The organism is Bacillus cereus group sp. BceL220 (assembly GCF_051776965.1).
Lineage (GTDB): Bacteria > Bacillota > Bacilli > Bacillales > Bacillaceae_G > Bacillus_A > Bacillus_A cereus.
In genome coordinates this window covers 832592-845826 of the sequence record NZ_JBPWBC010000001.1, presented here as the reverse complement: position 1 = coordinate 845826, position 13235 = coordinate 832592, and the positions used below count along the sequence as shown (strand labels likewise).

Genomic DNA, 13235 nt, shown 5'->3' with positions numbered 1-13235 from the left:
CCACCTCTAAACTTTAGCAGTGAACGGTTTTTCTAGTAATTGCTAACGGACAACACCGTTATGTTGAACTTGAGCAATTAACAATTATGTTAATTGGAACAAGGGTGGAACCACGAATTCAACACTCGTCCCTTTTTACGGGATGAGTGTTTTTTATTTTGAGAAAAAGAGGAGTGACCAGTGATGGCAGATGTAGTTAAAATTACTTTCCCTGATGGAGCTGTGAAGGAGTTTCCAAAAGGCGTAACAACTGAAGAAATCGCAGCTTCTATTAGCCCAGGCTTAAAGAAAAAAGCTGTAGCTGGAAAATTAAACGATGAGATGATCGATCTTGTTACACCAATCGAAGAAGATGGTGCAGTTTCTATTATTACATTAGATTCTGAAGATGGCTTATATATTTTACGCCATTCAACAGCCCACCTTTTAGCACAAGCGTTAAAACGTTTATATAAAGATGTTAAGCTTGAGCTTGGCATTGGTCCAGTAATTGAAAATGGCTTCTATTACGATATCGATATGGAAGAAGCAATTACAGTTGAAGACTTCAAGAAAATCGAAAAAGAAATGCAAAAAATCGTGAACGAAAACTTAGAAATCGTTCGTCATGAAGTACCACGTGCAGAAGCACTTCGTCGCTTTGAAGAAATTGGTGATGAGTTAAAATTAGATTTAATTAACGATCTTCCAGAGGATGCAGTTATTTCAATCTATGAGCAAGGCGAATTCTTCGACCTTTGCCGTGGTGTTCACCTTCCATCTACAGGGAAAATTAAAGTGTTTAAATTATTAAGCGTTGCAGGTGCTTACTGGCGCGGCGATAGCAATAATAAAATGTTACAACGTATTTACGGTACTGCATTCGTTAAGAAAGCAGAATTAGATGAGCACTTACGTATGCTTGAAGAAGCGAAAGAGCGCGATCACCGTAAATTAGGTAAAGAATTAAAACTATTTACTAATAGCCAAAAAGTAGGACAAGGTTTACCACTTTGGTTACCAAAGGGTGCAACAATTCGTCGTATTATCGAGCGTTACATCGTTGATAAAGAAGCAAGCTTAGGCTATGATCACGTATACACTCCAGTATTAGGAAGTAGAGAGTTATATGAAACTTCTGGTCACTGGAATCACTACCGTGATGGCATGTTCCCATCAATGGAAATGGATAATGAAGAATTAGTTCTTCGTCCAATGAACTGTCCTCACCATATGATGGTTTATAAAAATGATATTCACAGCTACCGTGAATTACCAATCCGTATTGCGGAACTTGGAACAATGCACCGTTATGAAATGTCAGGTGCGTTATCTGGGTTACAACGTGTACGCGGAATGACTTTAAACGATGCGCACATTTTCGTTCGTCCAGATCAAATTAAAGAAGAGTTAAAACGTGTTGTAAACTTAACTCTAGAAGTGTACAAAGATTTCGGTTTAGAGAACTACTCATTCCGTCTATCTTATCGTGATCCAGCAGATACTAAAAAGTATTATGCGGATGATGAGATGTGGGAAAAAGCACAAGGTATGTTAAAAGAAGCTATGGATGAAATGGGTCTTGATTACTATGAAGCTGAAGGTGAAGCAGCATTCTACGGTCCAAAACTTGATGTTCAAGTTCGTACTGCTCTTGGAAAAGACGAAACACTTTCAACTGTACAATTAGACTTCTTACTTCCAGAACGCTTTGAATTAACTTATGTTGGCGAAGACGGTAAGCAACATCGTCCAGTTGTAATTCACCGTGGTGTTGTATCAACTATGGAACGCTTCGTAGCCTTCTTAATTGAAGAATACAAAGGTGCATTCCCAACTTGGTTAGCTCCAGTTCAAGTACAAGTAATTCCAGTTTCTCCGCAAGTACATTTAGACTATGCGAAGAAAGTACAAGACGAATTGCGTCGTGCTGGTATCCGTGTTGAATTAGACACTCGTGAAGAGAAGATCGGTTACAAAATCCGTGAAGCACAAATGCAAAAAATTCCGTACATGCTTGTAGTAGGTGATAATGAAGTAACTGAAAACGGCGTAAACGTACGTAAATATGGTGAACAAAAATCAGAAACAATCGCATTAGATGCTTTTGTTGATATGATTAAAGTAGAAGGAAAACGATAAGAAAAAGCCGCGGTATACCGCGGCTTTTCTTTGTAATATAAAAGAGAAAAACTAGAAAAAATAACCATGTAACACTTATCATAAAAAAGTATTGCAAGTATGTTAGTTGTTTGTTACAATATTTCTTGTTGTTAGTAAAACACATCGCGTCTTCTTGACAGACGTCATGTCCTATGATAAACTCATCAAGGATAATAGAATATTGTTTTGTGGAACAAGTAGAAGCACCCGCTTCTCACCTGATGGACGCATTCGCAGTTAGCAGGTAAATGTATTTCTTACTTAAGATTTTACAAGTGTGGGTGTCGTATGCCCGCACTTTTTTTGTCGGGTTCTATGACTACAAAATATGTTCTGAGAAAACCTTGGAGGTGGCTTACTATTAGCAAGGATATGATGATTAACGAGCAAATTCGTGCACGTGAAGTACGTTTAGTTGGCGCAAATGGCGATCAACTTGGAATCAAGTCTCGTAATGACGCTTTAGACTTAGCTGCAAATCTTAATCTTGATTTAGTATTAGTTGCTCCAAATGCGAAACCGCCAGTATGCCGCATTATGGACTACGGTAAATTCCGCTTTGAGCAACAGAAGAAAGAAAAAGAGCAGCGCAAAAATCAAAAAGTAATTAGCATGAAAGAAGTTCGTTTAAGTCCAACAATTGATGAACACGACTTTAACACAAAACTTCGTAATGCTATCAAGTTTTTAGAGAAAGGCGACAAGGTTAAAGCGTCAATTCGCTTTAAAGGACGTGCCATTACTCATAAAGAAATCGGTCAACGTGTTTTAGATCGCTTCTCAGAAGCTTGTGCTGAAGTTAGTACAGTTGAATCTAAGCCTAAAATGGAAGGACGCAGTATGTTCTTAGTTTTAGCACCGAAAAACGATAAGTAATAGATAGAGGAGGAAATACCTATGCCTAAACAAAAAACTCATCGCGGCGCTGCAAAGCGTTTCAAAAAGACTGGATCAGGTAAACTGAAACGTTCTCACGCTTACACAAGCCATTTATTCGCTAACAAATCTACAAAAGCTAAACGTAAACTACGTAAAGCTGGTGTAGTAAGCGCTGGTGACTTCAAACGCATTCGTCAAATGCTTGACAACTTAAAATAAGTTCGGCTGATATATAGAACAATTAGGAGGTAATATTATGCCAAGAGTAAAAGGTGGTACAGTTACTCGTCAACGTCGTAAAAAAGTAATTAAATTAGCAAAAGGTTACTACGGTTCAAAAAATACATTATTCAAGGTTGCTAACCAACAGGTTATGAAATCTCTAATGTATGCATTCCGTGACCGCCGTCAAAAGAAACGTGACTTCCGTAAATTATGGATTACACGTATCAACGCAGCAGCTCGTATGAATGGTCTTTCTTACAGCCGCTTAATGCACGGTCTTAAAAATGCTGGCATCGAAGTTAACCGCAAGATGCTTGCTGACTTAGCTGTTCATGACGAAAAAGCTTTCGCTGAATTAGCAACAGTTGCAAAAAACAACATTAACTAATTAATTAGTTGAAACCTTAGAAGAATTTTCTTCTAAGGTTTTTTTGTTTGTGTTCAGAGAGAAGTTTGAAGTTCTAAAGATTAACGGATGTGTTGTTATCGATATGACAAAATCAACATAAAAACTATAGTGATATAGAAGAATATACATATGAAGTCAGGAGAATCCTCCTGGCTTTTTTTAATTATGCACGTTTGGAAAGAAGAGTATCTTTCCTAGCCGAAACGACACTGCTATAATGGAAAGATGATATGGAACTTTCATCAGATGAACAATTTAAGAGTGATGACTGAAACGTATTTGCAAATTAAGGACAAGCTATTTTATAAAGAGGTAGATAGCTGACTTATTCATAAGAACTGAAACATAATAATGAACTTTGAGATGAAACAACATTGTTGCGTAAAATGCGATGTTGGAGGAGGACAATAGAATGGACTTACTACAACTATTTAAATTACAAAAAGAATTAGATGACCGTATTGCAAAAGAACATGACTTACAACCGAAAAAATTGTTAAAAGAAAAAATGTTAGCTCTTCTTGTAGAAATTGGTGAACTTGCAAATGAAACACGTTGTTTTAAATATTGGAGCAACAAACCAGCTTCGGAACGTGAAGTAATATTAGAAGAATACGTAGATGGTTTGCATTTTATTTTATCAATCGGAATTGATTTAGGTATTGATAAAAACTTCTTATTCTATAAATGTGCACAAACGAATAAAACACAAGTGGAAATTTTCTTAGACACATATGCGAAAGTAATTCGTTTTACAGATCAACCATCTATTACAAACTATATTGAATTATTTACGAGCTATCTTCGACTTGGACAAGCACTTGAATTTGAGCAAGAAGAGATTGAAAAAGCATATTTAGATAAAAATGAGGTAAATCATCAGCGTCAAACACAAGGATACTAATTTAATTTTTGAATATTTCAATTTAATTATTGTATAATGAATTGACTGAAGAAAAAGGAGGGTGTTGGCAATGACAAAATTAGACGCGACATTGACAATGCTAAAAGAATTAACGGATGCACGTGGTATTGCTGGTAACGAACGTGAACCACGTGAAGTAATGAAGAAATATATCGAGCCGTTTGCGGACGAACTTTCTACTGATAATTTAGGGAGTTTAGTTGCGAAAAAAGTAGGGGAAGAAAACGGTCCGAAAATTATGGTTGCAGGTCATTTAGATGAAGTTGGATTTATGATTACACAAATCGATGACAAAGGTTTCCTTCGCTTCCAAACGGTTGGTGGCTGGTGGTCACAAGTTATGCTTGCACAGCGCGTGACGATTGTAACGCGTAAAGGAGATGTAACAGGTGTAATTGGTTCAAAACCACCGCACATTTTACCTCCAGAAGCTCGTAAAAAGCCAGTTGAAATTAAAGACATGTTCATCGATATCGGTGCTTCTAGCCAAGAAGAAGCGATGGAGTGGGGCGTACGACCAGGAGATCAAGTTGTACCGTACTTTGAATTCCAAGTGATGAAGAATGAAAAAATGTTACTTGCAAAAGCGTGGGATAACCGAATCGGTTGTGCAATTGCAATTGACGTATTAAAACAACTAAAAGATGAAAAGCATCCAAACGTTGTATACGGCGTTGGAACTGTACAAGAAGAAGTTGGTCTTCGTGGTGCAAAAACATCTGCGAATTATATTAAACCAGATATCGCGTTCGCAGTAGATGTTGGTATCGCTGGAGATACACCGGGTGTAACGTCAAAAGAAGCACAAAGTAAAATGGGCGATGGACCACAAATCATTTTATATGATGCTTCTGTTATTGGACATACAGGTTTACGTGATTTCGTAGTTGATGTTGCTGATGAATTACAAATCCCTTATCAATATGATTCAGTAGCGGGCGGAGGAACGGATGCGGGTGCGATTCACATTGCTGTAAATGGTATTCCTTCTATGGCAATTACAATTGCAACGCGCTATATCCATTCTCATGCGGCAATGTTACATCGTGATGATTATGAAAATGCAGTGAAGTTAATTGTAGAAGTTATTAAACGTCTTGATAAAGAGGCTGTACATAACATTACATTTAATTAATAGAAAAAGCGAAGGAGATTCTCCTTCGCTTTTTTATGTTTTAAAAAGGCCGTTCTAATCCCGCTGCAGTATGAGCGCCTAAAATAATTAAACGAGTTAATTGCATCGCCATAAAATGCGGGGTATATATCATTCCTCTTTTAAGCCATGACATAATCATCCCTAGATGGGCACCAGTAACATAACTAATGAGAATATCGCGTGGAACCATTAGTTTTTCATCGTTAGGTTGTGAAATAGAGAGGCTTAATGTTAAATGCGTTTGAATTGCTTTCATCATCTTATACGTATAGTTTCCGGCAGCTTTATCACCAAGCATGACGTTATAGAAGTTAGTGTTTTCTGCAATATGTTCGAACAAGGCCAAAAAACTTGGATGTGGCGAATCAAATGTTAGTTGGAAATCTTCTTTATTTCTATTTCTCGGTTTAATTACTTCAGTTAGCTTTTCTAACATTTCTTCAATGCTTTTGTCTAGTAAGTCATATTTATCGTGGTAATGGCTATAAAATGTAGCGCGGTTTACAGGAGCGCGTTCTGCAATATGTTGAACAGTAACATTTTCAAAACCTTTTTCGCCTACTAAAGCGACAAAAGCATCCTGTATGAGTTGTCTCGTCCGTTTTACACGTGGATCATTTGTATTTTTAATAGACATTTTTATTTCCCCTCGTTTAATTTTCTGTACTTAAACAACATATTGGTATTATATTGTTGTTTAAACGACATTTCATACGTAAATTGTCGGTTGTAGATTCAAAATAATTATTTATAATTATAAACGATAGTCCTTCAGAAATCAGCACCGCTCGCAGGTAGATAAATTTCGATTTACGCTGCAGATGGTGTGATTTTTTTGTTAAAAGGTTAATATAATTAACAATTAAACAATCTAAACAATAAGGGCATAAATAGTTTAGAAAAAAATTATATGCGATATAAGGAGAGGAATGCAATGAATCAGTTTCGAAGAATGGTAATTATCAACATTATCACATTAATTGTACTAGTTGGCGGCGGTATTGGCGGTTATTACTATTACAATCAAACGGAAAATTACTTAAAAACAGACAATGCAAAGATTGATGGAAAGGTAATTCCGGTTGCTTCACCAGTAGCAGGTAAACTAACTGACTGGAAAGCTGAAGTAGGAAAAAATTATAATGAGAACGATAAATTAGGTACTGTTACTGTAGCGGCAGCTAATGGAGAACAAACAGTAGATGTAACAATTCCACAAAATGCAACAGTTGTACAATCAAACGCAACAACAAATGCTTTCGTTGGAGCAGGTAGCCCGATTGCTTATGCATTTGATATGAACAATTTATGGGTAACAGCAAACATTGAAGAAACAGATGTTGATGATGTTCAAAAAGGTCAAGATGTAGATGTGTATGTAGATGCATACCCAGATACAACGTTAACAGGAAAAGTAGAACAAGTTGGCTTAACAACAGCGAATACATTCTCTATGTTGCCATCAAGCAACGCAACAGCGAACTATACGAAAGTAACACAAGTAGTACCAGTTAAAATTTCTTTAGATCATAGCAAATCAGTAAATATTGTTCCTGGCATGAATGTGACAGTTCGTATTCATAAGTAAGGGGGAGATGAGATGTCCTCAATTGTAATTGCAGGATATGCACTATTTTGTATAATCGTCTTCTTCCTTGTAAATCGTCTTTTACGAAAGAAAAAAACGAAAATGGGAGAAGAACAAGTCCCAGCCGTAAGTAAAATAGAAGTAAGTAAAGTTGAAACAGAAGAGAAAGAAATTGAACGAAAGCAAGAATCGGAAATTTCTAATGTAGTTGAGTTAGAAACAGGAAAGCAAGAAGAAGTAAAACAAGAAAAAGAAGTGCCGAAAAAACAAATGTCTATGCCTGTAGAGAATGTGAACGTAAAAGCAGTTGTAGCTGTATTAATTCTCGGCATGTTCGTTTCTATTTTAAACCAAACAATCATTAACGTTGCATTACCTCCGTTAATGAATGAATTTAATGTATCAACTTCAACAGCACAATGGTTAATTACAGGCTTCATGCTTGTAAATGGTATTTTAGTACCGATTAGTGCCTTTTTAGTTTCACGATTTACGTATCGTAAATTATTCGTAGCAGCAATGTTATTCTTCACGGTAGGATCTATCATTTGTGCTACTTCAGGAAACTTTACAATGATGATGACAGGTCGCGTAATTCAAGCAGTTGGTGCGGGTATTTTAATGCCGGTTGGTATGAATATCTTTATGACGTTATTCCCGCCTCATAAACGCGGAGCGGCGATGGGATTACTAGGTGTAGCGATGATTTTAGCGCCAGCTATCGGACCAACTGTAACAGGTTGGGTGATTGAAAACTATAGCTGGAACTTAATGTTCTATGCGATGTTTATTATTGGTTTAATTATTACGTTTCTATCTTTAAAATTCTTTACACTAGCTCAGCCAGTGTCTAAAACGAAATTAGATATATTCGGTGTGGTTAGTTCAAGTATTGGACTAGGAAGCTTATTGTACGGATTTAGTGAAGCTGGAAATAATAGTTGGACTAGTGCAGAAGTCATTATTTCACTTGTTATTGGTGTAATTGGTTTAGCGTTATTTATTTGGAGAGAGTTAACAACGGACAATAAAATGCTTGATTTACAAGTATTTAAATATCCAGTATTTACTTTTACTTTAGTAATTAACGCAATCGTTACGATGGCATTATTCGGAGGTATGTTATTGCTTCCAGTATATCTGCAAAACATTCGTGGCTTTACGCCAATTGAATCTGGTTTACTACTTCTTCCAGGATCATTAATTATGGGGATCATGGGACCAGTGGCGGGTAAATTATTCGATAAATATGGCATTCGTCCATTAGCGATAATTGGATTGGCAATTACGACGTATGCGACATATGAATTTACAAAATTATCGATGGATACACCGTATAGCGTTATTATGACGGATTATATTATACGTTCAATTGGTATGTCATTCATTATGATGCCAATTATGACAGCTGGTATGAACGCGCTGCCGATGAAATTAATTTCTCACGGTACAGCAACGCAAAATACGTCAAGACAAGTAGCGGGTTCAATCGGAACAGCGATTTTAATTACACTTATGACGCAACAAACGACTGCTCACGTAGCAGATTACGGCAACATGTTAACAACATCAAACCCAATTTTAGTTGATAAAGTACACGGCATGGGTCAAAGCTTAGCGGCCTTAGCTGGATCAGCTCAAGCAGGAGACGCGATGAGCACACAACTATTATATGGACAAATTTCAAAGCTATCTGCAATTAACGGTATTAACGATGCCTTCTTAATTGCAACGATACTTGCAGGGATTGCTTGGGTGTTATCGTTCTTCTTACCATCAGGCAATAAACCAAATAGAAAAGCAGGGAATTAATTTCCCTGCTTTTTTGCCTTTTTAAAGAGTGAGATATAAAAAATGATAACCAGTTACGGAGCACAGCCCTGTTATAAACAAAATTGTCCCCATAGAACAAATACTCGATATTTGCCTGCCGCTTATAATAGCTAATAGTCCAGCTAAAGAGAAGAAGCACCAATATAAAGTTCCCGAAATTGGAACCATCCCCTCTAAATCTATTCCAGAACCTATACAAACAATAGGAACAACGATGAGTAATATGCTAGTGAAACCAGCTATAATGGTAAGTAATTTACGATGTTTCATGCCAGCAATAATTAAAAAAATGCCGACGATGAATTCGCATAACATTAAAGTAAGAGCTAAAATCATCCAAGTTAATATTCCAAACACTTCTGTATTACCTCCGATTTGTGGGTTTCAAAAAATGTTATATATAGAATGAATCACCTACAGACATGAGTACCCAGAAAATAACCCCTAATATTCCAGTGGTAAAAATAATGAATCCCATATTACGTATACTTTTAATTTTTGCTTGTACTCCACTTACCCCTGCTAATAATCCAGTTAAAGAAAATAGCGTCCAGTATAGAGCAGTTGGAATCGGGAAAATTGTATCGATATGAATCCCTACACTTAAAAGAACAAAAGGTAGTGTGACAAAGGATAGGGTAAGTAGCCCCATTAAACCAACGAGTAATTTCCGATATTTAATCCCTGTTACTATTAAAAAAATACCACCAGCAATCCCGCATAGTAAGAGAAGTGGCGTGAAAAGCATCCAAATAATACTGAACATATGTAAACTCCTTTATGTGAATTAAGTTATATTTTACTACATGAGGTTTATTTTGGATATTATTAATGAGTATATATGAATTGAAGGAAATGGGTAATAACGATACGGATTATCAAAAACGCTAACCGCAGAAGAGTTTGAAGTTATGATAAAAGAGTAAAGAGAGGTATCGCGATGATACCTCTTTTTAACTCAAGAATGCCAACATGTTATTCATAATATGAAATAACATAGCTGGAATAATGGACTTTGTTTTTTTACATAAAATGGCCATTAATAATCCCATAAAGAAAGTAATTACCATTACCCCAAGTGAGTATGTATGAGCGATACCGAAGAAGAAACTTGTTACGATGGCTGCAATCCAAAATGGAAAGCGTTCTGAGAAGAAGCGAAGTATAAAACCACGGAAAATAAGTTCTTCAAAAATGGGTGTGAGTATTGCAAAGCTGAGAAGTAATAATATTTGATATTGCTTAAAGACGTCTAAGCTTAGTGCGGAAGATTGCTGCTTTGTTGCGTCTTGGAACACATAATTTAACAAGATGTAATTGAGTATGATGTTGATAACGAAGAAAAGAAGTAAGTATACGTATGTGCGCCATTCTTTCAGTGTTTTAAAGTTAAAAGACTTTAGTAGTAATTTTTTTGCGGGTTCGAATTTAAAAATGAAGAATAACAATACAGCTAGTTGTAATACGGTACTTGCAGTATTTGCAATAGATTCATACAGGGCAACTTGTTTTTTATCTGTAAGACCTGCTGTATAAATTGTTAATGGCATTGCGAGGAACACAGTAATAAGTCCAGTTCCAAAAAAGGCGAATAAAACAGAGCTAATAAATTGTCCCCATGACATCGAGTGTTTTTGTTCATTAGAAAGCTGTGTAGCGGGTTGCATTTGTAAAATCACCTCTTTTATATTTGTATATTTAATTATAAAGTAAATTGTTTTTGAATGTAACATTTAAATATTACATATAAAGTGAAACTTTAATCATTGGGGAGGTTCATCCCCCACTGATTATCAGCCCTCACCAATCGGGCTTTTACGGGCAGTTGATTCCCCATCTAACTTCCTCGTCTTTGCTGAATTTCGAGGTGGGGGTCTTACTGCCCGTTAATGCGGGATAAAGGTTTATTTTCCATAAAATAATAAAAGAGGTATCACCCTGTAGTGATGCCTCTTTCTCATTGATAACTATGTTCTGCCTTGTTATTCAATTTTGCTTGCTCTATTTGCAATTCACGCTCTACCAATCGATCTAATTGCTGAATAGCTTTAAGTGCTTTTTCATAAGAAATCGTTCTATAATGATGAGCTCCGCCTGGTTCTTCATCTGCTTCGTCTGCCCATTTAATAATGTTTTGAAGAGATGTTCTTTCAATTTCTTGTTCCACTAAGAAAGAATCTGTATGAAGAAGAATTGCGATAGAAATTTCTTTTGCTAGTTTTGGATGCTCTCCCAATCTAATAAGTAATTTATGAGCTCTTTCTGCGCCTTTAATTGCATGGATATCATTCTTTTTATATAAGTCATAGTCCCATTCGCCGCCTGTGTACCACGTATGATGTCCGATATCATGAAGGAAACCGGCTTTTGTCGCAGCATCGACTGAGGCGTGATGCTTTTTAGCTAAGTGAAACGCATGGTAAGCGACAGCAATCGCGTGGACCATTCCAGAACGGTTTACGTATTTTTGTGTAATGTGATGTTTAAAAACTTGTTCAAGCGTAATACGGTGCATAAAACATTCACTCCTTTTATCTAATGATGTATATGAAGAAAAATCGATCGGTTTAAATGTATTTTGAACATTGTACTCCATCATAGTTCGTTAGTAAAGTAGAAATGTTTAGGAGAAGAAAAATTTTTTCGTAAAAAAATCACCTTAGCTTATGCAAAGGTGATTTTCAAATTGCTTATTTTTTTAATCCTTGCTCTAGTGTTTCTAACATTTCGTGCTTTTCATTTTCATCAGCGTTTTTCCAAATGACTTCAAATAAAACACCAAGACCTGGAAGCATTTTTTCTTCACCGCTTTGAATTGCATCGACAATTGTTTCTTGTAATTGATCTTGTGAATTACCAGATACATTCGCTAATACGGCACCGCGTAAATTAAAACTCATTGCTTTCACCTCTTCTTCAGAATTGAAACTGACGTTAGTTTTTGTTCTTTTTTATGTAAATATGTATGAAAAATAGGCTATAATGATAAGACAAGAAGAGAGGGAAATACATATTATGAAAAACATTGATTCAGTACAAAATCCGCGTGTAAAGCAGTGGAAAAAGCTGCAAACGAAAAAAGAACGCGATAAAAAAGGTTTATTTTTTGTAGAAGGATTTCACTTAGTCGAGGAAGCTCTGAAGGCAGGAATTGTAACAGAACTTATCGTTTCAGATCAGACAGACCTTCCGAAAGATTGGACAGTTAATGATGTGGAAATGTATATCGTGCCTGAGGCGATTGTAAAAATACTTCGTGAAACAGAAACGACGCAAGGTGTATTTGCTGTTTGTGAGAAGCATGAGAAAGAAGTAGCTCTTACTGATGGGAAATTCCTTTTATTAGATGGCCTGCAAGACCCAGGTAATTTAGGAACAATTATTCGTACAGCTGATGCAGCTGGTATTCACGCCGTTGTGCTTGGAGAAGGTTGTGTTGATGTTTACAATAGTAAAGTACTCCGCTCTACACAAGGCTCTATTTTCCACTTACCAATTGTAAAAGGGAACTTAGAAGAATGGGTAGACAAGTTAAAAGAAAATAACGTTCCTGTATATGGAACAGCTCTTGAAAATGGAGTTCCGTATGGTGAAGTAACTCCGGCCGGAAGTTTTGCATTAATTGTTGGAAATGAAGGAAATGGCGTACGTCAAGAAATTCTTGCAAAAACGGATCAAAACTTGTATATTCCGATTTACGGCGGGGCAGAATCATTAAATGTTGCGGTTGCAGCAGGGATTTTAACGTATTATTTGCAAAGCCCGGTTGCGAACAAATAAAAAACTTCTTATAATAAGTTGAAGTACATTATATTAAAAGTTAAATAACGAAAAACGTTGATAGAGAAGAGTAGCTTACAAAATCGCCATATAGGGAGAGAATGCCGTAGACTGAAAGCATTCTTATGGTAGACGGAAGTGAATTCACCTCTGGAGTTGACGCCAGGACCATATATATGTAAAGGCGTTCCGGTCAGAATTGATCGTTATAACTAATGAGTGGGCAGACTTGTTCTGTCAATTTAGGGTGGTACCGCGAATTTACCTCGTCCCTTTTTGGGAGCGAGGTTTTTTTATT

General features: G+C 36.4%; 15 protein-coding genes and 3 other annotated features (1 of these 18 cut by a window edge). Of the genes, 9 read left to right on the top strand and 6 right to left on the bottom strand.

The features are described from left to right. Nucleotides 1–136, top strand: a binding site (T-box leader) (it extends 93 nt beyond the left edge of the window). Between the two features lie 47 nt (nucleotides 137–183). The 6 genes from thrS (at nucleotide 184) to ACS2FK_RS04445 (ending at nucleotide 5715) form a co-directional block, all read left to right on the top strand. Continuing rightward, a complete protein-coding gene (gene thrS / locus ACS2FK_RS04470; RefSeq protein ID WP_000786077.1) occupies nucleotides 184–2121 on the top strand; it encodes a threonine--tRNA ligase in 1938 nt (645 codons plus the stop codon). A gap of 210 nt (nucleotides 2122–2331) precedes the next feature. Then, nucleotides 2332–2452, top strand: a sequence feature (ribosomal protein L20 leader region). Between the two features lie 62 nt (nucleotides 2453–2514). Continuing rightward, nucleotides 2515–3018 (top strand): translation initiation factor IF-3, encoded by a 504-nt coding sequence (gene infC, locus ACS2FK_RS04465; protein ID WP_000973215.1) that lies wholly within the window; start codon nucleotides 2515–2517, stop codon nucleotides 3016–3018. Between the two features lie 21 nt (nucleotides 3019–3039). Continuing rightward, nucleotides 3040–3240: a 50S ribosomal protein L35 gene (gene rpmI / locus ACS2FK_RS04460; RefSeq protein WP_001125945.1), complete on the top strand. Its 201-nt coding sequence runs from the start codon at nucleotides 3040–3042 to the stop codon at nucleotides 3238–3240. 37 nt (nucleotides 3241–3277) lie between these two features. Beyond that, nucleotides 3278–3634, top strand: a complete 357-nt coding sequence (rplT, locus tag ACS2FK_RS04455) for a 50S ribosomal protein L20 (protein ID WP_001138362.1) — start codon at nucleotides 3278–3280, stop codon at nucleotides 3632–3634. 433 nt (nucleotides 3635–4067) lie between these two features. Further along, nucleotides 4068–4559: a dUTP diphosphatase gene (locus tag ACS2FK_RS04450; protein WP_000365050.1), complete on the top strand. Its 492-nt coding sequence runs from the start codon at nucleotides 4068–4070 to the stop codon at nucleotides 4557–4559. A gap of 70 nt (nucleotides 4560–4629) precedes the next feature. After that, nucleotides 4630–5715, top strand: a complete 1086-nt coding sequence (locus tag ACS2FK_RS04445; protein ID WP_000163555.1) for a M42 family metallopeptidase — start codon at nucleotides 4630–4632, stop codon at nucleotides 5713–5715. A 40-nt stretch (nucleotides 5716–5755) separates the two neighbouring features. Here the strand turns inward: ACS2FK_RS04445 and ACS2FK_RS04440 are convergent, their stop codons facing one another. Then, nucleotides 5756–6373 carry a TetR/AcrR family transcriptional regulator gene (locus tag ACS2FK_RS04440; protein WP_000023672.1) on the bottom strand — a complete coding sequence of 206 codons (618 nt, stop codon included), beginning with the start codon at nucleotides 6371–6373 and terminating at the stop codon, nucleotides 5756–5758. A 297-nt stretch (nucleotides 6374–6670) separates the two neighbouring features. Here ACS2FK_RS04440 and ACS2FK_RS04435 point away from each other — a divergent pair, with 297 nt between their 5' ends. Together ACS2FK_RS04435 and ACS2FK_RS04430 are read left to right on the top strand one after the other, a co-directional pair. Further along, nucleotides 6671–7324 carry an HlyD family secretion protein gene (locus tag ACS2FK_RS04435; protein WP_001071419.1) on the top strand — a complete coding sequence of 218 codons (654 nt, stop codon included), beginning with the start codon at nucleotides 6671–6673 and terminating at the stop codon, nucleotides 7322–7324. Between the two features lie 12 nt (nucleotides 7325–7336). Then, nucleotides 7337–9136: a DHA2 family efflux MFS transporter permease subunit gene (locus tag ACS2FK_RS04430; RefSeq protein ID WP_000095293.1), complete on the top strand. Its 1800-nt coding sequence runs from the start codon at nucleotides 7337–7339 to the stop codon at nucleotides 9134–9136. Nucleotides 9137–9157: 21 nt separating this feature from the next. Here ACS2FK_RS04430 and ACS2FK_RS04425 read toward each other — a convergent pair whose 3' ends face one another. From ACS2FK_RS04425 to sspI, 5 genes are all read right to left on the bottom strand, one after another. Next, nucleotides 9158–9514, bottom strand: coding sequence for a hypothetical protein (locus ACS2FK_RS04425; protein WP_000467059.1), 357 nt, complete (start codon nucleotides 9512–9514; stop codon nucleotides 9158–9160). A 37-nt stretch (nucleotides 9515–9551) separates the two neighbouring features. Then, on the bottom strand, nucleotides 9552–9923 hold the full coding sequence (locus ACS2FK_RS04420; RefSeq protein ID WP_000491397.1) for a hypothetical protein: 372 nt from the start codon (nucleotides 9921–9923) through the stop codon (nucleotides 9552–9554). Nucleotides 9924–10110: 187 nt separating this feature from the next. After that, nucleotides 10111–10824, bottom strand: a complete 714-nt coding sequence (locus ACS2FK_RS04415) for a CPBP family intramembrane glutamic endopeptidase (RefSeq protein WP_001182112.1) — start codon at nucleotides 10822–10824, stop codon at nucleotides 10111–10113. Nucleotides 10825–11114: 290 nt separating this feature from the next. Further along, entirely contained in the window at nucleotides 11115–11672 is a 558-nt protein-coding gene (locus tag ACS2FK_RS04410) for an HD domain-containing protein (protein ID WP_000554803.1), read from the bottom strand. A 175-nt stretch (nucleotides 11673–11847) separates the two neighbouring features. Continuing rightward, nucleotides 11848–12057, bottom strand: coding sequence for a small acid-soluble spore protein SspI (gene sspI / locus ACS2FK_RS04405; RefSeq protein WP_000009509.1), 210 nt, complete (start codon nucleotides 12055–12057; stop codon nucleotides 11848–11850). An 82-nt stretch (nucleotides 12058–12139) separates the two neighbouring features. Between sspI and ACS2FK_RS04400 the strand changes: the two genes are divergently transcribed. Next, nucleotides 12140–12937, top strand: coding sequence for a TrmH family RNA methyltransferase (locus tag ACS2FK_RS04400; RefSeq protein ID WP_001986644.1), 798 nt, complete (start codon nucleotides 12140–12142; stop codon nucleotides 12935–12937). A gap of 48 nt (nucleotides 12938–12985) precedes the next feature. Next, nucleotides 12986–13214 (top strand) — a binding site (T-box leader). Nucleotides 13215–13235 lie beyond the last annotated feature (21 nt).